The 25047-nt window shown below is 62.1% G+C and carries 21 protein-coding genes; 7 read left to right on the top strand and 14 right to left on the bottom strand.

Annotation, left to right across the window (positions count from 1 at the left end; translation table 11 throughout):
• Positions 1-87 precede the first annotated feature (87 nt).
• Together ACN9M3_RS24460 and ACN9M3_RS24465 are read left to right on the top strand one after the other, a co-directional pair.
• The gene (locus tag ACN9M3_RS24460) at positions 88-1905 is read left to right on the top strand and encodes a DUF885 domain-containing protein (protein WP_426318903.1); all 1818 of its coding nucleotides are present in this window, start codon (positions 88-90) and stop codon (positions 1903-1905) included.
• 161 nt (positions 1906-2066) lie between these two features.
• Positions 2067-2429, top strand: coding sequence for a DUF695 domain-containing protein (locus ACN9M3_RS24465; RefSeq protein ID WP_426172287.1), 363 nt, complete (start codon positions 2067-2069; stop codon positions 2427-2429).
• A gap of 623 nt (positions 2430-3052) precedes the next feature.
• Here ACN9M3_RS24465 and ftsB read toward each other — a convergent pair.
• The 4 genes from ftsB to ACN9M3_RS24485 all read right to left on the bottom strand — a co-directional run bounded on the left by ftsB (position 3053) and on the right by ACN9M3_RS24485 (position 7451).
• Positions 3053-3361 carry a cell division protein FtsB gene (gene ftsB, locus ACN9M3_RS24470; protein ID WP_426163550.1) on the bottom strand — a complete coding sequence of 103 codons (309 nt, stop codon included), beginning with the start codon at positions 3359-3361 and terminating at the stop codon, positions 3053-3055.
• Between the two features lie 48 nt (positions 3362-3409).
• A complete protein-coding gene (eno, locus tag ACN9M3_RS24475) occupies positions 3410-4693 on the bottom strand; it encodes a phosphopyruvate hydratase (protein ID WP_426163552.1) in 1284 nt (427 codons plus the stop codon).
• A 221-nt stretch (positions 4694-4914) separates the two neighbouring features.
• On the bottom strand, positions 4915-5769 hold the full coding sequence (gene kdsA, locus ACN9M3_RS24480) for a 3-deoxy-8-phosphooctulonate synthase (protein WP_426163554.1): 855 nt from the start codon (positions 5767-5769) through the stop codon (positions 4915-4917).
• A complete protein-coding gene (locus ACN9M3_RS24485; protein WP_426318905.1) occupies positions 5766-7451 on the bottom strand; it encodes a CTP synthase in 1686 nt (561 codons plus the stop codon). The genes kdsA and ACN9M3_RS24485 overlap by 4 nt, the downstream gene beginning before the upstream one ends.
• 136 nt (positions 7452-7587) lie before the next feature.
• Between ACN9M3_RS24485 and ACN9M3_RS24490 the strand changes: the two genes are divergently transcribed.
• A complete protein-coding gene (locus tag ACN9M3_RS24490; RefSeq protein WP_426163558.1) occupies positions 7588-8022 on the top strand; it encodes a PRC-barrel domain-containing protein in 435 nt (144 codons plus the stop codon).
• Here ACN9M3_RS24490 and ACN9M3_RS24495 read toward each other — a convergent pair.
• Genes ACN9M3_RS24495 through ACN9M3_RS24510 form a run of 4 tightly spaced genes read right to left on the bottom strand, consistent with a single transcriptional unit; the run spans position 8019 to position 13408 of the window.
• A complete protein-coding gene (locus ACN9M3_RS24495; RefSeq protein WP_426163560.1) occupies positions 8019-8486 on the bottom strand; it encodes a GNAT family N-acetyltransferase in 468 nt (155 codons plus the stop codon). The two genes, ACN9M3_RS24490 and ACN9M3_RS24495, sit on opposite strands and share 4 nt — an antisense overlap.
• Positions 8470-9351: a hypothetical protein gene (locus tag ACN9M3_RS24500; protein WP_426163562.1), complete on the bottom strand. Its 882-nt coding sequence runs from the start codon at positions 9349-9351 to the stop codon at positions 8470-8472. The genes ACN9M3_RS24495 and ACN9M3_RS24500 overlap by 17 nt, the downstream gene beginning before the upstream one ends.
• The gene (locus ACN9M3_RS24505; RefSeq protein WP_426318906.1) at positions 9341-10210 is read right to left on the bottom strand and encodes a hypothetical protein; all 870 of its coding nucleotides are present in this window, start codon (positions 10208-10210) and stop codon (positions 9341-9343) included. The genes ACN9M3_RS24500 and ACN9M3_RS24505 overlap by 11 nt, the downstream gene beginning before the upstream one ends.
• Before the next feature lie 45 nt (positions 10211-10255).
• Entirely contained in the window at positions 10256-13408 is a 3153-nt protein-coding gene (locus ACN9M3_RS24510) for an error-prone DNA polymerase (protein WP_426318907.1), read from the bottom strand.
• A 196-nt stretch (positions 13409-13604) separates the two neighbouring features.
• Here ACN9M3_RS24510 and ACN9M3_RS24515 point away from each other — a divergent pair, with 196 nt between their 5' ends.
• Together ACN9M3_RS24515 and ACN9M3_RS24520 are read left to right on the top strand one after the other, a co-directional pair.
• A complete protein-coding gene (locus tag ACN9M3_RS24515; RefSeq protein WP_426318909.1) occupies positions 13605-15983 on the top strand; it encodes a TonB-dependent receptor plug domain-containing protein in 2379 nt (792 codons plus the stop codon).
• Between the two features lie 144 nt (positions 15984-16127).
• A complete protein-coding gene (locus ACN9M3_RS24520; protein WP_426163571.1) occupies positions 16128-16328 on the top strand; it encodes a hypothetical protein in 201 nt (66 codons plus the stop codon).
• Here ACN9M3_RS24520 and coaD read toward each other — a convergent pair.
• The 5 genes from coaD to ACN9M3_RS24545 form a co-directional block, all read right to left on the bottom strand.
• On the bottom strand, positions 16311-17441 hold the full coding sequence (gene coaD, locus ACN9M3_RS24525; protein ID WP_426163573.1) for a pantetheine-phosphate adenylyltransferase: 1131 nt from the start codon (positions 17439-17441) through the stop codon (positions 16311-16313). The two genes, ACN9M3_RS24520 and coaD, sit on opposite strands and share 18 nt — an antisense overlap.
• A gap of 29 nt (positions 17442-17470) precedes the next feature.
• Positions 17471-18811 carry an ATP-binding protein gene (locus ACN9M3_RS24530; RefSeq protein WP_426172288.1) on the bottom strand — a complete coding sequence of 447 codons (1341 nt, stop codon included), beginning with the start codon at positions 18809-18811 and terminating at the stop codon, positions 17471-17473.
• Complete coding sequence (locus ACN9M3_RS24535) at positions 18811-19470, bottom strand: response regulator (RefSeq protein WP_057261227.1); 660 nt, start codon at positions 19468-19470, stop codon at positions 18811-18813. The genes ACN9M3_RS24530 and ACN9M3_RS24535 overlap by 1 nt, the downstream gene beginning before the upstream one ends.
• Before the next feature lie 21 nt (positions 19471-19491).
• On the bottom strand, positions 19492-20976 hold the full coding sequence (locus ACN9M3_RS24540) for a DegQ family serine endoprotease (protein WP_426163577.1): 1485 nt from the start codon (positions 20974-20976) through the stop codon (positions 19492-19494).
• Between the two features lie 117 nt (positions 20977-21093).
• Positions 21094-21549 carry an Hsp20 family protein gene (locus tag ACN9M3_RS24545; protein WP_426163579.1) on the bottom strand — a complete coding sequence of 152 codons (456 nt, stop codon included), beginning with the start codon at positions 21547-21549 and terminating at the stop codon, positions 21094-21096.
• Positions 21550-21729: 180 nt separating this feature from the next.
• On the opposite strand from ACN9M3_RS24545, the gene ACN9M3_RS24550 reads away from it, so the two are divergent.
• Both ACN9M3_RS24550 and ACN9M3_RS24555 read left to right on the top strand, forming a co-directional pair.
• Complete coding sequence (locus ACN9M3_RS24550) at positions 21730-23622, top strand: M61 family metallopeptidase (protein ID WP_426318912.1); 1893 nt, start codon at positions 21730-21732, stop codon at positions 23620-23622.
• Positions 23623-23689: 67 nt separating this feature from the next.
• Positions 23690-24295, top strand: a complete 606-nt coding sequence (locus tag ACN9M3_RS24555) for a glutathione S-transferase family protein (RefSeq protein WP_426163584.1) — start codon at positions 23690-23692, stop codon at positions 24293-24295.
• Here ACN9M3_RS24555 and ACN9M3_RS24560 read toward each other — a convergent pair.
• Positions 24258-25046, bottom strand: coding sequence for an alpha/beta hydrolase family protein (locus ACN9M3_RS24560; RefSeq protein ID WP_426318914.1), 789 nt, complete (start codon positions 25044-25046; stop codon positions 24258-24260). The genes ACN9M3_RS24555 and ACN9M3_RS24560 overlap by 38 nt on opposite strands.
• Position 25047 lies beyond the last annotated feature (1 nt).

Here is a 25047-nt window from a genome sequence, read left to right on the forward strand (position 1 = left end):
GAATAATTCTCATTCGCAAGAGCCGTTCCGCCAGGGGCGGAATTTTGGAGTATCCTGAGCGCCTTCTGTTTTTGCCCAGGGAATCCAATGCTGCCTATCCGTCTTTCGACCGCAGTTCTTGCCGCCAGCCTGCTGGCCTCTCCTCTCGCTTTCACCCCGGCCCTGGCAGCACCGGCCGCCAAACAGCAAGCCGGCCAAGCCAGCCACCAACTGGCGCAACTGGCCAATGACTTCCACGTCGCCCGCGCCCACTTCGACCCGCTGCTGTTTGCAACCGCCAACGGCGACCCGCGCTACAACGACCAGATCGGCATGGCGATCTCGCCTTCCGTTCGCGCCAAGCAGTTCGCCACTTATCGCCAGATGCAAAAGCGCCTCGCGAAAATCCCACGCGCGCAACTGGCCAGCCAGGAGCAGATGACACTGGACCTGCTGGCTTACGAACTCGATGCCGCGCTGGCCCTGGCGCCGTTCCCTGAACACCTGCTGCCGCTGAACCACTTCGACAACATCCCCAGCACCCTGGCGAATTACGCCGGCGGCACCGGTTCGCAGCCGCTGGGCACCGTCAAGCAGTACCAGGACTACCTGAGCCGCGTACGCCAACTGGCACCGTGGATCGACCAGGCCATCGCCAATATGCGTGAAGGCATCAAGCAGGGCATCGTGCAGCCTAAGCCGATCACGCAAGCGATGCTGCCGCAAATGGCCGCCCTGCGCAGCGCAACCGCGGAAGCCAGCGTGTACTACTCGCCGATCAAGCGCATGCCCGCTGAGTTCAGCGCCGCCGACAAGGAACGCCTCACGCGCGACTACCGCGCCGCCGTGGAAAAGCTGAACCCAGCGCTGGAACGCCTGGTAAAATTCTTGGAATCGGAATACCTGCCTGCCAGCCGTGACAGTACCGGCTGGAGCGCCCTGCCGAACGGCGCTGCATGGTACAAGGCCCGTATCAACGACAGCACCACCCTGCCGCTCACCCCGCAAGAAGTCCACGACCTCGGCCTGAAAGAAGTCGCCCGCATCAGCGCACAAATGCAAACCCTGATGGGCAAGCTCGGTTACGACGGCCCTGCGCAAGCCTTCCCGCAATGGGTGCGCGACCAGAAACAGTTCAAGCCCTTCACCACCGAAGCGGAAGTACTGGCCGAGTACCGCAAGATCTACGACACGGTGCAAACCAAGCTGCCTGCTTATTTCACCCTGGTGCCGAAATCAAAGCTGGTTGTCGACCTGGAGCCCGAACTGACGCGCGCTACGGCCTCCGACCATTACACCCCGCCTGCGGCCGACGGCTCGCACCCTGGCGTATTCTGGGCCGTGGTCAACGACCCGAAAGACTACAGCCGCACCGGCATGGCCAGCCTGCTGCTCCACGAAGGCGTGCCGGGCCACCACTTCCACGCCGCCCTGTTGAAGGAAATGCCGCTGCCCGACTTCCGCATGTTCAGCACCGAGAACCAGAACAACGCCGCCTACACCGAAGGCTGGGCCCTGTACTCGGAAACCCTGGGCAAGGACTTCGGCCTGTACGAAGACCCGGTCTGGTACTACGGCCACCTGAACGCCGAAATGCTGCGCGCAGTGCGCCTGGTGGTCGACACTGGCATGCACTCCCTGGGCTGGAGCCGCGAAAAAGCCATCGCCTACATGGTGGAGAAACAGGGCGTCTCCGAAACCCGCGCCAAAAACCAGATCGAGCGTTATATGGTCTGGCCAGCGCAAGCCCTGAGCTACAAGATTGGTTCGCTGAAAATCCTGGAACTGCGCGACAAGGCGCAACATGAATTGGGCGCCAAATTCAGCTACCCGGCTTTCCACGCAGTCGTCTTGGGCGAAGGCACCTTGCCGTTGCCCCTGCTGGAGAAACGCGTCAACGCGTGGATCGAGCAAACCAAACGTTGAGATCAGGTATTGGGCTCTCAATTGCTGACCAATACCTGAAATCTCTAAATCCATCCAATTAAGTATTGTTTCAAGCGATGCCCAAAATCTTGGAATCACGCGGACGCCTTGTGGAAACGTGGAAGGACGGCCTTCCAATTATTTGGGCATACGGTCCAGACATGCCAGCGGAGGAGACGCGTCGCGCTATCCCCTGGCTGACCGTCGTACGTTGGGAATATAACGGATGCGAAAACAATGGCATGCCTCCGGCGGAGGAGAACAAACGAATGATGATGCTTGAGTCGGCACTTGGACGTATCGAGCGTCCGCATTTTTGTGTTGAAAGCTATCGCCGGGTCGGTGCTGGGGTGAGGGAATTTGTGTACTACATCGCAGACCGTGACAAATTCCTTGCCGAACTCAATGGCCACGTTGCCGGCGAAGCGCGTTTCCCGATAGAGATCAAATTCTACAAAGACGAAACATGGTCCGAACTACGAGATCTCATCAAAGACTTCAATACTGCCAGCGCCGCGAGCTGAGTACACTGAGAGTTGAGATATCGAGATCGTTAAACCTAACTGGAAGTATTTTATGTTCGAACGGATGAAAAAAAGGTTCAAAAGCAGTCGAAAGCCGAGCCAAGAACGAATGAAGGGCTGAGCAGTTCTCTACCTTTCAGTAATGACGAAGGTCGCGTTCTCGCTGGTGAGTATGCGATGTGGTTTCCGACCCCGGAAGAGAGTCTGTTTTCCAATTCGTCAGCGCTTGGGCAGATAGAAAGGCTGTATCTGGCATGTAGTGGGATTGAAGAGGTCCTGTATGCGGCGATCCTCTGTCGCATTGGAGCGATAGATGGCAAAGTCACACAACTGGCGCTTCCGGAAGACGGTGCTATCTTTCCGGTCTTAAGTACGTTGCACTTGGAAGAGTGGAAGCAGAGCAACGGGGGCGTATCTATTGAACGACAGTCTTCGCCCTATTATTCTGGATTAGATTGGTGGACGATGATGAAGCGAGCTGCGTCTGAGATAGAAGCTCGACATGAGCCACTACTTGGAGTAGGCAAGATTTTGTACCAAAGCCATCAGCTTGAAGGCGAGTCAGCCGGACCAAGCTGCTAACTCACAGCGATCCCTGAGAATGGATGTGGCGGAACCGGCGGTTAAGGCTTCGAATCGGCGGGGGCCGGCCTGGCCTGGTCCTTGCCCAGGATCTGAACGTAGATTTCGTTCTGCTTGATCATGCTTAGCTCGAAGCGGGCACGTTCTTCGACGGCGCCGGTGCCGTCCTTCAGGTCGTTCACTTCAGAGGCCAGCTTGGCATTACGCTGACGCAGGCCTTCGTTTTTTTCCTGCGCCACCGCGACCTCTTTCTCCAGCTCCGCCACGCGTAGCCAGCCGCCCTTCCCCAGCCAAAGCGGGTATTGGATCAGCAAGAGCAACAGGGCAAGGGCTACAGAAATCAGGCGCATTGGGTCAAAACTGAACCGGCCGGGGAGTCCCGGCCGGTGGGATTGCAATTACTTCAGATTATAGAACGCATCGCGGCCTGGGTAGGAAGCGATATCGCCCAGGTCTTCTTCAATGCGCAGCAGCTGGTTGTACTTGGCCATGCGGTCCGAACGGGACATGGAGCCAGTCTTGATCTGCAGCGCGTTGGTGCCGACAGCGATATCGGCGATGGTCGAATCTTCGGTTTCGCCGGAACGGTGCGAGATCACGGCGGTGTAGCCGGCGCGCTTGGCCATTTCAATGGCGGCGAAGGTTTCAGTCAGGGTGCCGATCTGGTTGATCTTGATCAGGATCGAGTTGGCGATGTCCTTCTGGATGCCTTCTTTCAGGATCTTGGTGTTGGTGACGAACAGGTCGTCGCCTACCAGCTGCACTTTCTTGCCCAGGGCCTGGGTCAGGTGTGCCCAGCCGGCCCAGTCGCCTTCGTGCATCGCGTCTTCGATCGAGATGATCGGGTACTTGTCGCACCAGGTGGCCAGCAGGTTGGTGAACTCTTCAGCCGACAGCACCATGCCTTCGCCTTCCAGGTGGTACTTGCCGTCCTTGTAGAACTCGGACGCAGCGCAATCCAGGCCGATGGCGATCTGGGTCCCTGCTTCGTAGCCGGCTTCTTCGATCGCTTGCATGATCAGCTTGATCGCTTCTTCGTGCGAAGCCAGCGAAGGAGCGAAGCCGCCTTCGTCGCCTACGGCGGTGTTCATGCCGTTCTTATGGAGGATCTTCTTCAGGGTGTGGAACACTTCGGCGCCGTAACGCACGGCTTCCTTGAAGGATGGAGCGCCCACCGGGATGATCATGAATTCCTGGATGTCCAGGTTGTTGTCGGCGTGCGCGCCGCCGTTGATCACGTTCATCATCGGCACTGGCATCTGCATTGCGCCCGAGCCGCCGAAGTAGCGGTACAGCGGCAGGCCGGCTTCTTCGGCTGCGGCCTTGGCGACAGCCATCGACACTGCCAGCATGGCGTTTGCGCCCAGGCGGGACTTGTTCTCGGTGCCGTCCAGTTCGATCAGGGTGCGGTCCAGGAAAGCCTGCTCATTGGCGTCCAGGCCCATGATGGCTTCCGAGATCTCGGTATTGATGTTTTCGCAGGCTTTCAGCACGCCCTTGCCGAAGTAGCGCTTGGCATCGCCGTCGCGCAATTCGATTGCTTCGCGCGAACCGGTGGATGCGCCGGACGGCACTGCGGCACGGCCCATGACGCCGGATTCCAGCAGGACGTCGCATTCCACGGTCGGATTGCCGCGCGAATCAATTACTTCGCGGCCGATGATGTCAACGATTGCACTCATGTGTTTTCTCCAAAGTTAAAGCGAATATCGGGGGCAAAATTGTTGCAAGAATAACAGACGGGACTAGAACCGGTAAACCGGTGTCAGACCCACGGGGTCTGACACCTGCATGTCGTAGCCGCTGACTGCGGATTTGATGGTGTCTGACCCTGCGGGTCAGACACCGGTCTACCGGTTTCGAAAAAAAAGCCGCAACAAGTTGCGGCCTTTCCGGGCAAATCTTAGTTGAAGTTGGATTCGAGGAAGCCAGCCTTCTTGGTGACGCGATCCAGTTCGATCAGAACGGACAGCAGTTCTTTCATGCGGCCGAGCGGCACGGCATTTGGGCCGTCCGACAGCGCTTGTGCAGGAACCGGGTGGGTTTCCATGAACAGGCCGGCCACGCCCACTGCCACGGCAGCGCGCGACAGCACAGGCACCATGTCGCGCATGCCGCCCGACGAGCCGCCCTGGCCGCCCGGCAGCTGCACCGAGTGGGTGGCGTCGAACACCACCGGTGCGCCGGTTTCGCGCATGATGGCCAGCGAACGCATGTCCGACACCAGGTTGTTGTAGCCGAAGGAAGCGCCACGCTCGCATGCCATGAAGTTGTCTTCATTCAGGCCCTTGGCCTTGGCGGCGGCGCGTGCCTTGTCGATCACGTTCTTCATTTCGTGCGGCGACAGGAACTGGCCCTTCTTGATGTTCACCGGCAGGCCGGATTCGGCGCAGGCGGTGATGAAGTCGGTCTGGCGGCACAGGAAGGCCGGGGTCTGGATCACGTCGACCACGGACGACACGGCGGCGATTTCTTCCACGGTGTGCACGTCGGTCAACACCGGCACTTCCAGCTCGCGCTTCACGTCGCCCAGGATTTCCAGCCCCTTTTCCATGCCCGGACCGCGGTACGAGGTACCGGAGGTGCGGTTGGCCTTGTCGAAGGACGACTTGTAGATGAACGGGATGCCCAGTTCAGCAGTCATTTCCTTCAGCGCGCCGGCGGTGTCGAACGCCATCTGGCGCGACTCGATCACGCAGGTGCCGGCGATCAGGAAGAATGGTTTGTCCAGGCCTACATCGAATCCACACAGCTTCATGCGACGTTCTCCTTGGTTTCGACTGCCTTCAGGGCCGGCTTGCCTGCGGCGGCTTTATGCGCCAGGGCTGCCTTGATGAAGGAGGTGAACAGCGGGTGGCCGTCACGCGGGGTCGATTTGAATTCAGGGTGGTACTGCACGCCCATATACCATGGGTGGGCGTTGGCACCAGTGCGCGGCAGTTCCATGATCTCGCACAGGTTCTCGTTCGGGGTGCGCGCTGCCACCACCAGGCCGGCTTCTTCAACACGGGCCAGGTAATGGTTGTTCGCTTCGTAGCGGTGACGGTGACGCTCGGTCACCACGCTGCCGTAGATCTCGGAGGCCAGGGTGCCCGGCTTCACTTCGCAGGTCTGCGCGCCCAGGCGCATGGTGCCGCCCAGGTCGGAATTGGCGTCGCGCTTTTCGATCTTGCCGTCTTCGTTCTGCCATTCGTCGATCAGGGCCACCAGCGGCTGCTCGGTGTCCGGCTCGAACTCGGTGGAGTTGGCTTTGGTGAAGCCGGCCATATGGCGCGCGTATTCGATCAGCGCTACCTGCATGCCCAGGCAGATGCCCAGGTAAGGCACTTTGGATTCACGGGCGAACTGCGCCGCCTTGATCTTGCCTTCCACGCCGCGCTTGCCGAAGCCGCCCGGCACCAGGATCGCGTCGAACTTGGCCAGCTCGGCGACGCCCTTGGTCTCGATCTCTTCCGAGTCGATGTACTCGATGTTCACGCGAGACTCGGTGTGCAGGCCGGCGTGGCGCAGCGCTTCGGTCAGCGACTTGTAGGATTCGGTCAGTTCGACGTACTTGCCCACCATGCCGATCGACACTTCCGCCTTCGGATTTTCCAGGTTGTGGATCAGCTTTGCCCACATGGACAGGTCGGCCGGCGCCGGGTTCAGGTCCAGCGCCTCGCAGATGATCGCATCCAGGCCCTGGTCGTGCAGCATCTGCGGCACTTTGTAGATGGTGTCCACGTCCCATACCGAGATCACGGCGCGTTCTTCGATGTTCGAGAACAGCGAGATCTTCGCCACTTCGTCTTCCGGAATCTTGCGGTCGGCGCGGCACAGCAGCGCGTTCGGAGAGATACCGATTTCGCGCAGCTTCTGTACCGAGTGCTGGGTAGGCTTGGTTTTCAGTTCGCCTGCCGATGCGATGTACGGCACCAGGGTCAGGTGAACGAAAGCGGAATTCTTGCGGCCGGCGCGCAGCGACAGCTGGCGGGCGGCTTCCAGGAATGGCAGCGATTCGATATCGCCGACGGTGCCGCCGATTTCGCACAGGGCGACATCGTAGCCTTCCGCGCCACGGCGGATGTAATCCTGAATTTCATTGGTGATGTGCGGGATCACCTGCACGGTCTTGCCCAGGTACTCGCCGCGGCGTTCCTTGCGGATCACCGATTCGTAGATCTGGCCGGTGGTGAAGTTGTTCACCTTGCGCATGCGAGTCGAGATGAAACGCTCGTAGTGACCGAGGTCCAGGTCAGTCTCAGCACCATCATCGGTAACGAATACTTCACCGTGCTGCATTGGGCTCATGGTGCCTGGGTCCACGTTGATGTACGGGTCCAGCTTGAGCATGGTGACTTTGAGGCCACGCGATTCGAGGATCGCGGCGAGGGAGGCGGCGGCAATCCCTTTACCAAGGGACGACACAACGCCACCAGTGACGAAGACAAATTTGGTCATTGCGAGATCGGCGCCGGGGAGGCGCGCAGCGGGAAATTGAAATTATAGCCTATTTTGACCCCGAATGCGTGCGGCACCGAACAGACCCTGGCCCCACCGGGAAGCAACAATATCTTTATTTCAACAGGAGGCCACCATGAGTCTGGATCGCGACGAATATGGCAATTATGTCGACACTGGCCACCAGGGTCCGGGTCCCCGCCTGATGGGCGCGGACACCCTGATCGGCGACCATGTCCATAACCTGCAGAATGAACACCTGGGCACGGTCAAGGAGATCATGCTCGACATGCAAACCGGGCATATCGCCTATGTGGTGATGGCGTCCGGCGGCGTGCTGGGCATCGGGGAAAAGCTGTTTGCGGTGCCGTTCGAAGCGCTGTCGCTCGACACCTCCAACCACCGCATGACGCTGAATATCGAGAAGGAGCGCATCGAACAGGCGCCCGGCTTCGATAAGAACCATTGGCCGGACATGGCCAACCAGACCTGGGCGACTGAGCTGCACAACTTCTACGGCACCAGCAGCACGACCAGCGGCCCGAGTCATCTGGACCAGAGCTCCCGCTAAAGCTCCAGCCGCATCGGGACAAACCTGATGCCATGCATTTCCGCCACCGGGCCGGTAGCCGTGAAGCCCAGGTGGCGGTACATGGCTTCGGCAAAGGTCGAGGAATTGACGGTGAAGTTGCCAGGGTTGCCGCGCGCCAGCGCACCGTCGCGCGCTAGCTCCCACAGGCGCTTGCCCACGCCCCGCCCGTGCCACGGCGCCCCTACATAAAGGCTGAACAGGTGCGAGTTATCGCGCACAGCGACCACGCCGGCCAGCACGTCACCGTCGAAAGCCAGCTGGTAGCGGTAGTTCTCGTCTTGCAGGTTGCGGCGGATGATATCCGGCGACAGCGATACCAGGAATTCTTCCGCCCCGCTGCCATCGGCTTCAATGGTCAGGTAGGGCTGCAGCGACAGGATCAGCACACTGATCGCCGATGCATCATCGGCCAATGCTGGCCGAATCTCAAACTCCCGGGACAATGTTCTCTCCTTCCACCAGCACGTAGCGGCCGTCACCGAATTTGTAGCGCGCCATTCCGGTGACGTCCTTGCGCTTGCGCACCGCAGTTTCCGGTGCGTTTTCCGGCTTATCCTCCTCGTGTCCGCTAAAGCGCACGACCAGGTCGTCATAAGCCGAGCCTTCGCGCTTTTCGAACTGCCATTTTCCGACGACCGACCAGCAATGCGTCCGGTCCTCTCCGCAGTCGCCGTCATTGTTGGAGAACATTGATACGCCATTGTCGGTGAGGTCGTGCATGGAGCCGTCGCTCAAGTCGAAAATGGACAGGGAGCCGATCTCGTTGCCCATCCATACCCCGCCGTGCATCACGATAAATCCGGGTTTCCCCACGCCCAGGGTTACCCACTGGACTTCGTCAAAGCGCCCGCTTGAACCAAGCGCCGCAATGTTTTCATGCCGCGCGTCGACCTGCCACTTGTCGCCATCTTTGCGCAACACGTAGGCGCTGAGCAGACCGGGCGAGCTGTGACCAGTCATCACCTCGCCATCATCGCCCAGCAATTCCGCATTTGCCACGACAACTACCCGCCCCTCCGGCAATTCCTGCATGGCGACCGGTTGCAGCAGGTACTTGCCCGTTTCGTTGCGCTGCTCAGGATCGGGCATATCGACTTCCATATAAGCCACTTGCTCGTTCCGACCGCCGTATACGACGCGCAGCAATTCCATCATACGCAGGACTTTCGGGTCGACCGGCTTTTTCTCCTCCGCCACCACTTGAGAGGCCTGTGCAGGCGCGGGTTCGGGCGCCGCCTGGAGCGCCTCTTTTTTGGCGCAGGCAGCGAGAATCAGCGCTGCGCAGAACAATGCCAGCTTATTCAACATCAGATGCTTCCGCAGGATTTTCGCCGCTGGCGAGGAGCATGCCCTTCTCGCTCAGGGAATAGCGCGCAGTTGATTTGACCTTGCGCTGGTCGCGCGGCCCGAGGGCGGCGATGTATTCTTCATAAGACGGCTCGGCTCCGGCAGCGTTTGCCTGCGCGTCGGCCTTTTGCCTGGCCTCTTCCGAACGTAGTTCGTCTACGCCTGTGAAGGCAATTTCCAGATCCGCAAAGGCCTGCCCCTGCTTCTGCACCAGGCGCCATTCTCCGCTGATATTCCAGCAATGCGGGCGTTCGCCTTCGCAGTCGCCGTCATTGTCCGAGTGGACGAGGATTTGCTTGCTGGCCAGGGTGCGCATGTCTTTCGCTGTCAAGTCGAACAGCGCCAGCGAACTCACGGACTGGCCGCGATTGCCGCTTTGGCCGACGATTGCAAAACCAGGCTTGCCGGGCCCCAGCGTCACCCAAGTCAGTTCTCCGGCAAAACCATTGCTGCCCATGTCGGCGAGCGATTCGTGGCGCCGGGTGACACTCCATTTACCATCGAGCTTGTCCAGCAAGTAGGCGCTGATGGTCGCCTGCAGCGCCATATCGCGCATGCCCGGTTCAGGACTGTCGGGAGGAATTTCGCTGATGACCAAAGCCGCCTTGCCGCCCCCCAGGTCTTTAAAGCCCAGTATCTCGCGGCCGTTGACAAGCGCGGCATCGCCGAACACAGCACGCGACAAGGCTTTCTCAAGATCCTGTTCTTCGTTGGGAGCGGCCGCTGCCAGGTCTTTCGGGGCAGCCGGTTTGGTTTCCGGAATTCGCTGGCAAGCTGCCAGCAGGCATACAGCAAGAAGTGATATCAATTTTCCATTCATGCAAAAATTTTATCACCATCCGCCCACGCACATTGTCATCAAAACTCACTGGAAGTCGCGGCTGGCGGTTGGAAGGCGGCCTAGCAGGTGGGACAAGTCGACCAGGCGCCGCGCAACCAGGTGGCGCACGATGCCTTCCTGCTGCCACACGCCATATACGCCAAGCAGCGAAGAGCCCAGCACTTCGCGCCGGTATTTTTCCACCAGGTCGGGCCAGACAATCACGTTGACGTAGCCGGTTTCGTCTTCGATGGTGACGAACAGCACGCCCTTGGCAGTACCGGGCCGCTGGCGGCCAGTGACGATGCCGGCGCCGCGCGCCAGCTGGTTGTTGCTGAAGGTGTTCAGCACCTCGGCCGGCAGGAAGCGCTTGGCCAGCAGCGCCGGGCGCAGCAGCGCCAGCGGATGGCGGCCCAGCGTCAAGCCTTGCGAACGGTAGTCGCCAAGGATTTCTTCGCCCTCGGTTGGCGGCACCAGTTGCGGAGTTTCCTCCTCCACTTCGGTCGGGCGCAGCAAATCCTTGTCCGGCACAGCGCCCGCCGCATCCCACAGCGCCTGGCGGCGATTGCCGGCCAGCGAGCGCAAGGCATTGCCGCCGGCCAGTACTTGCAGGTCGTGGCGATTGAGGTCGGCGCGCCGCGCCAGTTCAGTCACGCTGGCAAAAGGCTTGATCGCGCGCGTTTCTTCGATACGCAGCGCGGCTTCGACGCGCATGCCGCGCAGCAGTGCCATGCCGAGCCGCACCGCTGGCTGCGCCTCCCCTGCCTGCTCTTCCAGCGAAGATTCCCACCCGCTGCAAGTGATGTCGACCGGCCGCACCTCAATGCCATGGCGCTTTGCATCCTGCACCAGTTGCGAAGGCGAATAAAAGCCCATCGGCTGGCTGTTCAGCAGCGCACACAGGAAGGCGGCCGGTTCGTGGCACTTGATCCACGAGCTCACATACGTCAGCCATGCAAAGCTGGCTGCGTGCGATTCGGGGAAGCCGTATTCGCCGAAGCCTTGAATCTGCTGGCAGATCTGCAGGGCAAAGGCTTCGTCATAGCCACGATCCACCATGCCTGACACGATGCGCGTCTGGTATTTTTCCAGGCCGCCCTTGCGCTTCCACGCGGCCATCGAGCGCCGTAACTGATCCGCTTCGCCTGGCGTGAAACCGGCGGCATCGATCACCACCTGCATCACCTGCTCCTGGAAGATCGGAACGCCCAGCGTGCGGCCAAGCGCTTTCTCCAGTCCCGGCGGGTAATCAACCTTTGCCTTGCCCATGCGCCGCTGCAGATAAGGGTGCACCATGCCGCCCTGGATCGGGCCGGGTCGCACGATGGCTACTTCAATCACCAGGTCGTAGAACATTTGCGGTTTCAGGCGCGGCAGCATGCTCATCTGCGCCCGCGATTCGATCTGGAACACGCCAATGGTGTCGGCCTGGCAGATCATCTCGTAGGTCGCGCGGTCTTCGCGCGGCACATCCTGCATGGTGAAGATTTCACCTCGGCGCGCACTGACCAGGTCAAAGGCGCGGCGCAACGCGGACAGCATGCCCAGTGCCAGCACGTCCACTTTCAGCAGGCCCAGTTCTTCCAGGTCGTCCTTGTCCCACTGGATCACGCTACGCTCTTCCATGGCCGCGTTCTCGATCGGCACCAGCCGTGACAGCTTGTCCTGCGAGATGACGAAGCCGCCGACGTGCTGCGACAGGTGACGCGGGAAGCTGAGGAATTGCAGCGCCAGGTGGGCCCATTGGTGCGCCACCGGCGATTCCGGATCCAGCCCGCATTCGGCAAAGCGCTCCATCAGCTCGTGCTTGCGGTCAAACCAACGGTGCGACTTGGCGACCTTCTCGACAATTTCCAGGTCGACGCCGAGCGCCTTGCCGCTGTCGCGCAGCGCGCTCTTGGTGCGATAGCAAATGACTGTCGCGGCCAGCGCAGTGCGGTGACGGCCGTATTTGCGGTAGATGTACTGAATGACCTCTTCCCGCCGCTGGTGCTCGAAGTCGACGTCGATGTCGGGCGGCTCGTCGCGCTCGATCGACATGAAGCGCCCCACCACGCTGTTGCCCAGCGCAGGGTCGACTTCGGTAATTCCCAGGCAGTAGCAGACGGCCGAATTGGCAGCCGAGCCCCGTCCCTGGCACAGGATTTCCTGTGAGCGCGCATAGCGCACAATGTCGTACACCGTGAGGAAAAAGTACTCGTACTTCAGTTGCGCAGCCAGCGCCAGCTCTTCCTCGATCTGGTTTTGCACATTGGCCGGCACGCCAGCCGGATAGCGGCAGTGGGCGCCGATATAGGTTTCCTGGCGCAGAAAGCTGGATGGCGTATGGCCAGGCGGAATCAGCTCGTTCGGATATTCGTAGCGCAGCTCTTCCAGCGAGAACTTGCACATATCGGCAATGCGCATGGTCTCCTCCAGCGCCTCCGCCGGATAGACATTGGCCAGCCGCAGCCGCGAGCGCAGATGCTGCTCGGCGTTCTGCCCCAGTTCATAACCGCACTCGCTGACCGGCTTGCCGAGCCGCACCGCCGTCAAGGTGTCGTGCAACGGCTTGCGCGAGCGCACATGCATGCACACGTGCCCGGCCGCGACCACCGGCAAGGCATGCTGCAGCGAGACTTCCTCGATCGCCGCGCCGTGCGCCTCGTCGAAGGCGCGGCCCAACATGGTCGTGGCGAGCCAGGTGCGCTCGCCAAAAGTGGCCGCCATCCAGGAAGCCTGCTGGTGCAGGCGCTCCACCTCGGCCGGGTATTCCGGCAGCAGGAGCAGCAGGCAATCCGGCAGGCCGCGCAAATGTTCGCGCTCCGGCGGCGGATTGGCGAAATCGTCCGGATGCAGTTCGTAGCTCCCCTTGTCGGCACGCATGCGGCCAAGGGTGATCATTTCCGAGAGATTGCCGTAGCCATTGCGGTTGGTGGCCAGCGCCAGCAGGGAGAGCGCGCGACTGCCATCGGCATGCGTCAGGTGGAAATGGGCGCCAATCAGCAGCTTCAGGCCGGTCTGCTTGGCCTCGCCATGCGCGCGTACCACGCCGGCCAGCGAACATTCGTCCGTGATGGCCAGCGCGCCATAGCCGAGTTTTACCGCGCGCTCCACCAGCTCTTCAGCATGGGAGGCGCCATGCAAGAATGAAAAATTTGTCAGGCAAAACAGCTCCGCATAGGCGGGCAGCCCGGCGCGTGATGACTGTATATCCATACAGTATTCTACACTGACTCCAGCCATCCGTGCCACCCGCCTCGCCGCCGTTTCCCTCACCGTCCCTCCCGGCGGCGCTATGGACTACGTAGGATCCGCAGCCGTGGCGTAGTTGCAACGTAAACTTGTCATTTGTGAACGCTGTACAAATGAAGTTCAGCTAGAATCAAAGGCAATTTTTCCCAGGAGCAAAAAATTGTCAAGTCCTTCGATTCTGCGTAAAGCCGTTCTGACCGCCCTGTATGGTGCGAGTGCCCTGTCTGCCCTGCCTGTGGCGGCACAAACCCGGGCCGATTCCGGCGACATGACCGTGGTCAATGTGGTCGGTTCGCGCCGCGCGACCAGTTCCCTGACCGATACCGTGGCGCCGGTCGATGTCATCTCCCTGACCAAGGCTTCCGAGCAAGGCGCGCAGTTCGACCTGGCACAGACCCTGACCTTCATTTCCCCATCGTTCAATTCGACCCGCCAGACCGGCGCGGACGGCGCCGACCTGGTGGACTCCGCAGCGCTGCGCGGCCTGAGCTCGGACCAGACCCTGGTGCTGGTGAACGGCAAGCGCCGCCACACCTCCTCCCTGGTCAACATCTTCGGCGCGCGCAACCGCGGCGCCACCGGTACCGACATGAACGCCATCCCCGTGATGGCGATCAAGGACGTGCAAGTGCTGCGCGACGGCGCCGCTGCCCAATACGGCTCCGACGCGATTGCCGGCGTGATGGACATCGGACTGAAAAAGAACGTGGGCTGCGAATCGGCGGTCGGCTACGGCCAGTACGGCGCCGGCGACGGCAAGAACTGGCTGGCATCGGCCTACTGCGGCTTCGCCGTGGCAGGCGGCACCGTCGGCATCACCGGCGAATACCTGGACCGCGGCCGCTCCAACCGCGCCGAGGACGGCAACCCGCGTACCATCGGCGATTCCAAGTCCAAGAACAAGACCGTCTACGTCAACGGCGAAATCCCGGCCGGCCCTGGCCGCGTCTACTTCACCGGCGGCGTACAGCAGCGCGACGCTTCCAGCGGCGCCTGGGCGCGCAACGGCACCGACGACATCCCGACCCGCAACTCCGCCGCCATGTACCCGAACGGCTTCGTCCCGTTCATCAACGGCGACCTGGACGACCGCTACGCCATCTTCGGCTACAAGCAGAAGGTCGGCGACTGGAATGCCGACCTGTCGCAAACCTACGGCTACAACCGCCTGAAGTACAACATCAGCAACACGCTGAACGCCTCCATCGCCAACCTGGACCTGCTGAACGGCGGCCAGGGCATCAGCCCAAGCTCCCTCAATGCCGGCGGCTTCTCCTTCCAGCAGTCGACTACCAATTTCGACATGAATCGCTACTTCGAAGGCCTGGTTGGCGAAGGCCTGAACGTGGCGTTCGGCGCCGAATACCGCGCCGAGAAATACAAGATCTTTGCCGGGGAACCTGGTTCCTACATCGATGCCGACGGCGTGGGCATCGGCGGCAATGCCGGCAGTCAGGGCTTCCCGGGCTTTCGTCCTGGCGACGCGACCGACGCCAAGCGCCATAGCAATGCCGCCTACATCGACCTGGAAGCGGACCTGACCCAGAAAGCCCGCCTGCAAGGCGCCCTGCGCTGGGAGAAGTACAGCGACTTCGGCTCCACCGTCACCGGCAAGATCGCCGGCAGCTACCGCGTCGCCGATCCGGTGCTGCTGCGTGCATCGGCATCGACCGGTTTCCGCGCACCATCGCTGCAACAGGCTTACTTCTCTTCGACCTACACCGACTTCGTGGGCGGCGTGCCAACCGATATCTCGATCACGCCGGCCGTGGGTCCGGTAGGCAAGGTGGCCGGCCTCGATCCCCTGAAGGAAGAGAAATCGCGCAGCTTCACCCTGGGCGCCACCTGGACGCCGAACTCGGACCTGTCGGTCACCGCCGACCTGTACCACATCAAGATCAAGGACCGCATCGTGCTGTCCGGCCAGTTCAACCAGGAGAACTACCCTGCCCTGGCGGACAGGCTGGCGACCATGGGCGTGGGCGCCGCGCAATTCTTCGTCAACTCGATCGACACCAAGACCCAGGGCCTGGACCTGACCGCATCGCACAAGAGCACTGTGTTCGGCAACAAGCTGACCACCTTCCTGGCCGCCAACATCAGCAAGACCGAAGTGACCGACATCCATGCCCCGGCCGCGCTGCAAGGCTTTGAAGACGTGTTGCTGTCCGAACGCGAACGCCTGTTCCTGGAACAGGGCGGCCCGCGCCGCAAGGCCACCCTGGGCTTCGACTACGTGACCGGCGCGCTGGAGACCAACTTCAAGATCATCCACTTCGGCCCGCAGACCCTGGGTACCTGGAGCGGCACCGCAGCCGGCGTGCCGAACCAGAAATACGAAGCGAAGACTTCGGCCGACCTGGGCTTCACCTACGCCTTCAGCAAGAATGCCAAGCTCAGTTTCGGCGCCGCCAACATCTTCGACGTGCACCCGACGCCGCAAGATCCGAACGAAACCGACAACGGCTTCAAGTACGAGAGCGTGCAGTTCGGCCTGAACGGTGTCGCGTATTTCGCACGTCTGCACGTGAAGTTCTAAGCGTCACTACGGCCCAGCCCGTGTCACCTTGGGGGTGTGACCCCAAGGTGTGACACGGGCTCTTGCGTATGGTTTGATGTAGCGCAAAGACTGCCGCGGTCAGTTGATGCAATGTGGAATCACATTCCACTCGGAGGAGGTGCTATGGCTGCAATGACGATCCACCTGGCTGGCGACGTTATTTCTGCAATCGCCAAATGGGCGCCGATAGAGCATATGTCGGCGGAAGAATTCATCCTCAGCGCCGTTTCCGAAAAGTGCGCGAAAGCGACCGCGCTGGAGGAAGTGGAGAGCTTCTGGCGCGACCTCGCCCTCCCCTTGCCCTCCCTACCTGTTCGAAATTAGGGCCAGCTCGGCGCCCATGTTCGCAATCGCCGCGCCAGTGTAGGTATCCGTGAAATAAGGATCGGCGAACAGCGTGCCTGCTTCTGCCTTGCCGCGCAAATGCGCGAGGATCTGCGCGCGCTGGCTGTTGTAGCGTTCTTCCGGCACATGGGCGTATTCGGCGCGGATGCCGCGCGCATAGGCTTGGTACACCTCGGCTTCCTGGCCGAGGATGGCCAGGTCGACCGACAGCATGGTGTCTTTCAGCGGATGCGCAATCGCGCCGCCCTGGAAGTGGTCGGTGGCACGGACCAGCGTCGCCACTTCGTCGGCGCGCGCGGCGTCCGGCTCCAGGCCGCTGCCCAGCCACAGGCGTGCGCTGGCTTCTTCATTCGTGATGTCGCCGGCGCCGTGGGCATACACGGCGTCGTGGAACCAGAAGGCGGCTTTGACCAGTGCCACGTCGGCTGGCGCCGCGCCGGTATTGGCGGCCCAGGCGCGAATCTCCGCCAGGCCGTGCACCAGGTGGTCGAGGTTGTGGTAATGGCGGTCGGCGCCGCCGTAGGCCGACGCGCCGGTCACGCGGTCAAACCAGTCGGCAGAATGGGGGCGCTCGCGCCACAGGCTGTCCCACTCCTTGCGCAGCCAGGCCAGGATCCAGGCCTGGTACGCCGGCGCGGGGACGAATTTCTTCATGGTCCAGTTCCAGCCCACCGGGCCTTCCAGCGCCTTGACGAAGCTGGAGCTCACCGAACCCAGGTCGCGCGGCGGCATCACGAACAGCGTCTTGGCGCCGCCGATCACTTCCACATTGGTTTGTTGGATCAGGTTTTCGTAATCGAAATCGGCGGTGCTGCGAATGCCGCGGATCAGGTAGTCGACGCCGTTGCGCTTGGCCACGCGCGCCGTGTATTCGCTCTTGACGATCTGCACGCTGACATTGCCCCAGCCCCGCTCCGCGCAACTGGCCAGCACGATGGCCTTGCGTTCGTCGGCCGAGAATTTGGGCGCCTTGGTGGAGTTCTCGGACAGGAAGACGACCACTTCTTCCGCGAGTGAACGCGCTTCGCCAATGACCCACATATGGCCGTTGGTGATAGGGTCCAGAGTCCCCGAGAAACCGATCTTCTGCATGCCCTGCTCCGCTTGTCGAAAACAACATTCTAGCGCGGGGCAAACTCCACCGTCACTTTCAGGCCGCCAAGGCGCTCCGAGGCGTCCAGCGCCAGCTTCGCACCATGCCGTTCGGCGATGGCGCGGATGATGGCCAGGCCAAGTCCGCTGCCCTGCGCTTCGCTGCCCGGCACGCGGTAGAAGCGGTTGAACACGCGCTCGCGTTCTTCCGCTGCGATGCCGGGGCCGCTGTCTTCCACCACCAGCCGCGGCCCGCCTCCGCCCGCTTCCCCCGCGCCCAGTACCGAGACGTCGACCGTGCCGCCGGCCGGCGTGTACTTGACCGCGTTGTCGACCAGGTTGCGCAGCAGGATCACCAGCGCGTCGCCCTGCCCTTGCACCGTCGCCTCGTCGGCCTGCTCCAGCCCAAGGTCGATATTGCGCGCTTGCGCCGCGCCAGCCATGTCGCCCACCGCGCGCTTGGCCAGGTCGGTCAGGCTGACCGGCTCCAGCTTGGCGTCGGCCGCTTCGGTGCGCGCCAGCACCAGCAATTGCTCGACCAGGCGCGATGCCCGTTCCACGCCAGCGGACAGGCGGCCGATCGCCACGTCGCGCGCTTCGCTGCAGTCGGCGCGGGCCAGGCTGAGGATTTGCAGCTTGAGCGCGGCCAGCGGCGTGCGCAGCTCGTGCGCGGCGTCGGCCACGAAGTTCTGCTGCGCTTCGAAGGCTGTCTGTACGCGGGAGAACAACAGGTTCAGTTCCTGCACCAGCGGCCGCACCTCGTCGGGAAGGTCGGCATCGGACACTTCGGACAGGTCATCGGCCTTGCGCGAGGCCAGTTGCCGCTGCACGCGCGCCACCGGCGCCAGCGAACCGGAGACCACCCACCACACCACCAGCATCAGCACCGGCGCCATCAGCGCGATCGGCCCCACGGTGCGCAGCGCCAGCGTTCCCGCCATGCGCTTGCGCACCGCCAGGTCCTGGGCGATCTGGATGGTCTGGGTCGCGGTCTGCGCCGAGAACACGCGGTAAGTCGTGCCATTGGCGCGCACATTGGAGAAGCCCAGCACCGCGCGCTGCGGCAGTTCGGCGCGCGACAGCGAACGGAATACCTGGATGCCGTCCGGCGTCCACACCTGCACCACCATCTCGTCGTTGCCGGGATCGTTGGGGTCGCGGTTGCCGGTGGCCGCCATCGGCGCATTGGAGCGCAGCGACATGGCCATCTGCTGCATGTGGTAGTCGAAGATCTGGTCGGCGTCGTTCAGCGCGGAGCTGTAGGCGATCATCGCCTGCGCCACGGCCGCCATGGTGATCGCCGCCAGCAAGAACCATAGCAGGCGCCCACGCAGCGAGTGCGTGACGTTGACCTTCGGGACCGCCATCATCATGCTTTAGGCACCATGTAGCCGAGGCCGCGCACGTTCTGGATCAGTTCCGACCCGAGCTTCTTGCGCAAGCCGTGGATATACACTTCAACCGCATTGGAATTGACTTCGTCCTTCCAGCTGTACAGCTTTTCTTCCAGCTGGGCGCGCGACAGCACGATGCCGGGGCGCGCGATCAGCGCTTCCAGCACCGCCCATTCGCGGGCCGACAGGCTGACCGGCTGGCCGTTGGCAATCACTTCGCGCGTTTGCGGGTTGATCGACACGCCCTTGTGCTCGAACACCGGTTCGGCCCGGCCGGCCGCGCGGCGCAGCAAGGCGCGGATACGCGCCAGCAGCTCGTCCAGGTCGTAAGGCTTGAGCACATAGTCGTCGGCGCCGGCATCCAGGCCGGCAATGCGCTGCTCGACCGCGTCGCGCGCGGTAGCCACCAGCACCGGCGTCAGCTCCTTGCGCGCACGCATCGAGCGCAGGACTTCCAGCCCGTCCTTCTTCGGCAGGCCCAGGTCCAGCAGCACCAGGTCGTAGGTCTGGGTTTGCAGGGCCGTGTCGGCCATGGCGCCATCCTTGACCCAGTCGACGGCGTAGTGCTCTGCCCTGAGCAGGTCGAGCACTACCTCGCCGATCATCGTGTCATCTTCTACCAGAAGGAGGCGCATTGTCTTACCTTTCTTGTTTTGTTAGCCGAGGCGCACCGGGATAAAGATGCGGTCCTCGCCGCGCTGGATCAGCAGCGCTACGGATTTCGTCGATTTTGCCACGAGGTCGCGCACATCGTTGACAGAAGTGACAGGACGGCCATTCACCGACAGCAGCACGTCGCCCGGCTGCACGCCGGCGCTGGCAGCCGCGCCGCCGGCATCCTCGATCAGCAGGCCCGATGCCAGGCCCGATTCACGGCGTTCCAGCGGGTCGAGCTGGCGCAGCGACAGGCCGAGACGCAGCTTGGCGGCTGCTTCATCGTTCTGCACCGCCGCCACATTACGCTCGGAAGCATTGCCCAGCTTGCCTTCCAGCGTGATGGTCTTACCCTGGCGCCAGACCTCGAGCGCTACTTTATCACCTGGCATGGCCAGGCCCACCAACGCCGGCAGGTCGCCCGAGGCGATAATCTTCTGGCCATTCATCTTGCGGATCACGTCGCCCGCCTTCAGGCCGAGCTTGTCGGCCGGGCCGCCGCGCTCGACGTTCGACACCAGCGCGCCTTCCGGCGACTCCAGGTCGAAGGAATCGGCAAAGCCCTGGTTCACTTCCTGCACCATCACGCCCAGGCGCGCATGCACCACCTTGCCGGTCTTGACCACCTGGTCGCGCACGCGGGTCGCCACGTCGATCGGGATCGAGAAGGACAGGCCCTGGTAGCCGCCGCTCTGGCTGTAGATCTGCGAGTTAATGCCGATCACTTCGCCCTTGGTGTTGAACAGCGGGCCGCCCGAGTTGCCAGGGTTGATCGCTACGTCGGTCTGGATGAAGGGCACGTTGGAGTCGTCCGGCAGGGAGCGGCCCTTGGCGCTCACCACGCCGGCGGTCACCGTGTTTTCCAGGCCGAACGGGGAACCGATCGCCAGCACCCACTCGCCCACCTTCACGTCGGTGGAGCGGCCCAGCGGCACGACCGGCAGGTTCTTGGCCTCGATTTTCAGCACGGCCACGTCGGTTTTCGGGTCGGAACCCAGTACCTTGGCGCGGAATTCGCGGCGGTCGGTCAGCTTGACCGTCACCTCGCTGGCGTCGCGCACCACGTGGGCATTGGTCAGGATAATGCCGTCGGCGCTGACGATGAAACCGGAACCGACGCCGTGGGTCGGGCTGGGCGCGCCGCCACGGCCACGCTGGCCGGGAGACTGGAAGCGGCGGAAGAATTCGTAGAACGGATCGTTTTCAGCATCGTCGTCGCCACGGAACTGCGCCTTGGTGGTGCCGGTGGTGCTGATATTCACCACGGCCGGTCCATTGCGCGACGCGATCACGCTGAAGTCAGGCAGCGAGATCATCGGCGCGGGCACCGGTGCCGGCGCGCCCTGGGCAGCATTGGCCGGGACGGTGGCGGTGATGGCGGGTTGCGGCGAAGCGAAGGCCTGGCTCTGCTGGACAGCGATGGCTGCACCGGCACCGATAACACCGGCGGTGGCCAGGGCAAGGAACATGGTGGTGGCGTTGCGCATGATTAAACTCCTGAAGAAGATTGCTTTCTCAACGGCTCTAATATGCGGCATCAAACTTAGACGCGTCTTAATGCAAAAAAGGCCGGAAATCCGGCCTTTTCGGGGTGCTACGCGCGCTTAGGCGGCAGCTTTCTGCTCCAGGGCAGTGTGGTTGACGACGCCGTCGATCGCGATCTTGCGAGGCTTCAGTGCCTCGGGCACTTCACGCACCAGTTCGATGGTGAGCATGCCGTTGTCGAAGGAAGCGCCGGTCACCTTCACGTGGTTGGCGAGCTGGAAGCGCTGTTCGAAGTCGCGGAAGGCGATGCCACGGTGCAGGAAGGTCTTTTCCTGGCCGTCTTTCTGCTTGCGGCCAATCACCACAAGGGAATCGCGCTCGGAAGTAATGTCTATCTCGCTACGATCGAAGCCGGCCAGCGCCATCACGATTCGGTACTGGTCTTCCGACACCAGTTCGATATTGTACGGAGGGTAGCTGGGCTGGTCGCCGCGATGCGAGTCGTTCAGCATCTGGGCCAGGCGGTCAAAGCCGATAGCGGAACGATACAGTGGGGTCAGGTCAAAAGTACGCATTTTCATATCCTTTCAAGGTTAAGCGATATAAGGTCCGGCGGTCCCCGGCTGGGCAACCGCTGAATCCGATATAGGAGCCCCAAAAAGGATTTCAAGACCTTTTTTTCACGTTACGTTCCGAAACAATTTGACCACCCCTGCGTGCTAAACTCGCCCGTCACACTTTCCCCATTGAAATAAATGAAACTGTTTGCCAAGTCCGCTCTCGCCCTGCTGCTGGGCGCCGCTTTCAGCGCCCACGCCGGCCAGGCGATCCCTGCCCCGGCCGACCAGCCTTATCCAGGCACCATCGTAATGAAGGTCGATGCCTCGAATACCGCCCAGAATATCTACCGCATCCAGCAGACCATTCCCGCCAAGGCGGGCAAGATGACGCTGCTGTTCCCGCAGTGGGTGACGGCCCAGCATGGCCCGACCGGTGCGCTGAACCAGTTCGCCGGCTTCAAGGTAAGCGCCAACGGCAAGACCCTGGCCTGGCGCCGCGACAACGTGAACGTGTACGCTTTCCACATCGACGTGCCCGCAGGCGCCAAATCGATCGACGTGGAATACCAGCACCTGGCGCCGACCGAAAGCGCGCAGGGCCGCGCTTCGATCACGCCTGACATGCTGGGCATCCAGTGGCAGTCGCTGACCATGTACCCGGCCGGCTACGCCACCCGCCGCATCCCGATCCAGGCCACGCTGACGCTGCCGGCTGGTTGGCAATACGGCTCCGCGCTGGAAGAAGCGGAACGCAACGGCGATACCGTGACCTTCAAGGCCACCGACGTGGAAACGTTCGTCGACTCGCCGTTGTTCGCCGGCCGGCACTTCAAGCGCTTCGACCTGGACCCGGGCGCCAAGGTGCCGGTGCACCTGAACGTCGTCGCCGACAATGCGGATGCGCTGGATGCCAAGCCCGAGCAGATCGAACTGCACCGCAACCTGGTCAAGCAGGCCTACAAGGTATTTGGTTCCCAGCATTACAAGCACTACGACTTCCTGTTCGCGCTGAGCGACGAATTCGGCCGCGTCGGCCGCGAGCACCACCAGTCCAGCGAGAACGCGCTGAAGACCGACTACTTCACCGAATGGAACAAGAGCGAATCCGAACGCGGCCTGCTCCCGCATGAATTCACCCACTCCTGGAACGGCAAGTTCCGCCGTCCGAAAGGCCAGGACGTGCTGAACTTCAACCAGCCGCTGCAAAACGACCTGCTGTGGGTGTATGAGGGCCAGACCACCTACTACGGTGAAGTGCTGGCGGCACGTTCCGGCCTGATGAAGGCGGCCAGCATCAAGGACGTCATCGCTTCCACCGCCGCGCGCTACACCATCCAGAAGGGCCGGGAATGGCGTTCAGTGCAGGACACCACCTACGATCCGATCATCAACGCGCGCCGCCCCATCCCATGGTCGAACTACCAGCGCAGCGAGGACTACTACACCGAAGGCATGCTGATCTGGCTGGACGTGGATACCAAGATCCGCGAACTTTCTGGCGACAAGCGCTCGCTGGATGACTTCTCCACCAGGTTCTTCGGCGTGGAAGATGGCCGCGTGAACGCGCTGCACTACACTTTCGAAGACGTGGTCAAGGTGCTCAACAGCGTGCAGCCGCACGACTGGGCCACCTTCCTGCGCACCCGCATTGAAGACCTGGGCCCGGTGCCGATGGACGGCATCACCCGCGCCGGCTACAAGCTGGTATTCGCGGAAAAGCAGACCGAGTTCCTGAAGGCGGCGGAAGACCGCAGCAAGTCCGCCGATTTCACCTACTCGCTCGGCTTCAACGTCGGCAGCGAAGGCAAGATCGAAAGCATCCAGTGGGACGGCGTAGGCTTCAAGGCTGGCCTGTCCGGCAGCACCACCCTGCTGGCAGTCAATGGCCGGGCCTACAAGGCCGAGCTGCTGCGCAAGGCGATCACCGAGGCCAAGACCAGCAAGAAGCCGATCGAACTGCTGGTGAAACACGGCCAGCAATACAGCACCGTGGCGCTGGCCTACTACGAGGGCCTGAAGTATCCGCGCCTGGAACGCATTGAAGGCACGCCTGACCGACTGGAAGCCATCCTGGCGCCGCGACAGTAAGTCACCATGGTGCGGGCGCACTGCGGTGCGCCCGTTTTCCCTTGGCCGCGTTAGAGTGGTGGCCATCATGGTCACCGTCTACACATGGACTACGCCCAACGGGCGCAAGCCGCTGATACTGCTGGAAGAACTTGACCTGCCTTATGAGGTGGTGCCGGTCAACCTGCGCGAGCATGAACAGTTCGCCCCCGAATTCCTCGCCATTTCGCCCAACAACAAGATTCCCGCGTTGAAGGATGGCTCGCTCACGCTGTTCGAAAGCGGCGCGATCCTGACCTACCTCGCCGAAAAATACGATCGCTTTCTCGCTTCCGAGGGAACGCAACGCTACCGCACCTTGCAGTGGCTGCACTGGCAGGTTGGCGGCCTGGGCCCGATGCTGGGCCAACTGGGCTTCTTTGTGAAGGAAGGCATCGCGCTGCCGAAGGAACACTTCATCGCCGAGGCGGAGCGCTTGCTGAATGTGCTCGATCGCACCCTGGCCGGCAGCCCCTACGTGGCCGGCGATCACTACACGATTGCCGATATCGCCTGCTATCCCTGGACGGAAGCCGCCGCCTCCCACCTGGAACTGAACCTGTCCGGCAAGCCCGCCGTGCAGCGCTGGCTCGCCCAGGTCGGCGATCGCCCTGCCGTCAGGAAGGCGATGGCGTGGAAGCCTGGAAATCCTTGAGGTAGCGTGCGCTCCAGGCGGCAATCAGGCCCGCCACATACGCCGCATCCTCGCGAACGGTCAGCAGGTGGTCGGCCGTATCGAGCGAAATAAAGCTCTTGGGGTGTTTCGCTGCCGAGAAAATCTCCAGCGCATTGTTGATGCCGACCGTCGTATCGCCCGGCGCGTGCATGACGAGCAAAGCCTTGCGCATATTGGCGATCTTGTTGCGCAAGCTGTTCTCCGCCACGTCTTCCAGGAATTGCCGCTTGATGCGGAACGGCCGCCCGGCCAATTGCACCATGGCCTCGCCCTGCGCCGTGATCGCATCGACCTGGTCGCCGAACAAATGCGTGACGTGCACCGGGTCGCTCGGCGCGGCAATGGTGACCACGGCTTGCACCTCCGGCACGGTGCCGGCGAAAGCCAGCGTGGCAGCACCGCCCAGGCTATGCCCGATCAGGATGCGCGGCGCCTGGAATTCACGCCGGAGAAAGTCGGCAGCCGCCTGCAGGTCGGCCACATTGGAGGAGAAATTGGTGTTGGCAAAATCGCCTTCGCTGGCGCCCAGGCCGGTGAAGTCGAAGCGCAGCACGGCAATGCCATGTTCAGCCAGCGCCTGCGCAATGCGGCTGGCCGCGAAAACATCCTTGCCGCAGGTGAAGCAATGCGCAAACAGGGCGTAGGCACCTACGCCGTTTTCCGGAGCGTCAAGACGCGCCGCCAGCATTTGCCCCTCGGCGCCAGGGAATTCGAGTCGTTGTGCGTACATA

The sequence above is a fragment of the Pseudoduganella sp. R-43 genome (assembly GCF_049913255.1).
Classification (GTDB): Bacteria; Pseudomonadota; Gammaproteobacteria; order Burkholderiales; family Burkholderiaceae_D; genus Rugamonas.

Excerpts from the sequence above, each read along its gene's own strand:
- ACN9M3_RS24460 (WP_426318903.1), top strand. The coding sequence starts at position 88 with ATGCTGCCTATCCGTCTTTCGACCGCAGTTCTTGCCGCCAGCCTGCTG.
- ACN9M3_RS24465 (WP_426172287.1), top strand. The coding sequence starts at position 2,067 with ATGCCAGCGGAGGAGACGCGTCGCGCTATCCCCTGGCTGACCGTCGTA.
- ftsB (WP_426163550.1), bottom strand. The coding sequence starts at position 3,361 with ATGCGCCTGATTTCTGTAGCCCTTGCCCTGTTGCTCTTGCTGATCCAA.
- eno (WP_426163552.1), bottom strand. The coding sequence starts at position 4,693 with ATGAGTGCAATCGTTGACATCATCGGCCGCGAAGTAATTGATTCGCGC.
- kdsA (WP_426163554.1), bottom strand. The coding sequence starts at position 5,769 with ATGAAGCTGTGTGGATTCGATGTAGGCCTGGACAAACCATTCTTCCTG.
- ACN9M3_RS24485 (WP_426318905.1), bottom strand. The coding sequence starts at position 7,451 with ATGACCAAATTTGTCTTCGTCACTGGTGGCGTTGTGTCGTCCCTTGGT.
- ACN9M3_RS24490 (WP_426163558.1), top strand. The coding sequence starts at position 7,588 with ATGAGTCTGGATCGCGACGAATATGGCAATTATGTCGACACTGGCCAC.
- ACN9M3_RS24500 (WP_426163562.1), bottom strand. The coding sequence starts at position 9,351 with ATGTTGAATAAGCTGGCATTGTTCTGCGCAGCGCTGATTCTCGCTGCC.
- ACN9M3_RS24505 (WP_426318906.1), bottom strand. The coding sequence starts at position 10,210 with ATGAATGGAAAATTGATATCACTTCTTGCTGTATGCCTGCTGGCAGCT.
- ACN9M3_RS24510 (WP_426318907.1), bottom strand. The coding sequence starts at position 13,408 with ATGGATATACAGTCATCACGCGCCGGGCTGCCCGCCTATGCGGAGCTG.
- ACN9M3_RS24520 (WP_426163571.1), top strand. The coding sequence starts at position 16,128 with ATGGCTGCAATGACGATCCACCTGGCTGGCGACGTTATTTCTGCAATC.
- coaD (WP_426163573.1), bottom strand. The coding sequence starts at position 17,441 with ATGCAGAAGATCGGTTTCTCGGGGACTCTGGACCCTATCACCAACGGC.
- ACN9M3_RS24530 (WP_426172288.1), bottom strand. The coding sequence starts at position 18,811 with ATGATGGCGGTCCCGAAGGTCAACGTCACGCACTCGCTGCGTGGGCGC.
- ACN9M3_RS24535 (WP_057261227.1), bottom strand. The coding sequence starts at position 19,470 with ATGCGCCTCCTTCTGGTAGAAGATGACACGATGATCGGCGAGGTAGTG.
- ACN9M3_RS24540 (WP_426163577.1), bottom strand. The coding sequence starts at position 20,976 with ATGCGCAACGCCACCACCATGTTCCTTGCCCTGGCCACCGCCGGTGTT.
- ACN9M3_RS24545 (WP_426163579.1), bottom strand. The coding sequence starts at position 21,549 with ATGCGTACTTTTGACCTGACCCCACTGTATCGTTCCGCTATCGGCTTT.
- ACN9M3_RS24550 (WP_426318912.1), top strand. The coding sequence starts at position 21,730 with ATGAAACTGTTTGCCAAGTCCGCTCTCGCCCTGCTGCTGGGCGCCGCT.
- ACN9M3_RS24555 (WP_426163584.1), top strand. The coding sequence starts at position 23,690 with ATGGTCACCGTCTACACATGGACTACGCCCAACGGGCGCAAGCCGCTG.
- ACN9M3_RS24560 (WP_426318914.1), bottom strand. The coding sequence starts at position 25,046 with ATGTACGCACAACGACTCGAATTCCCTGGCGCCGAGGGGCAAATGCTG.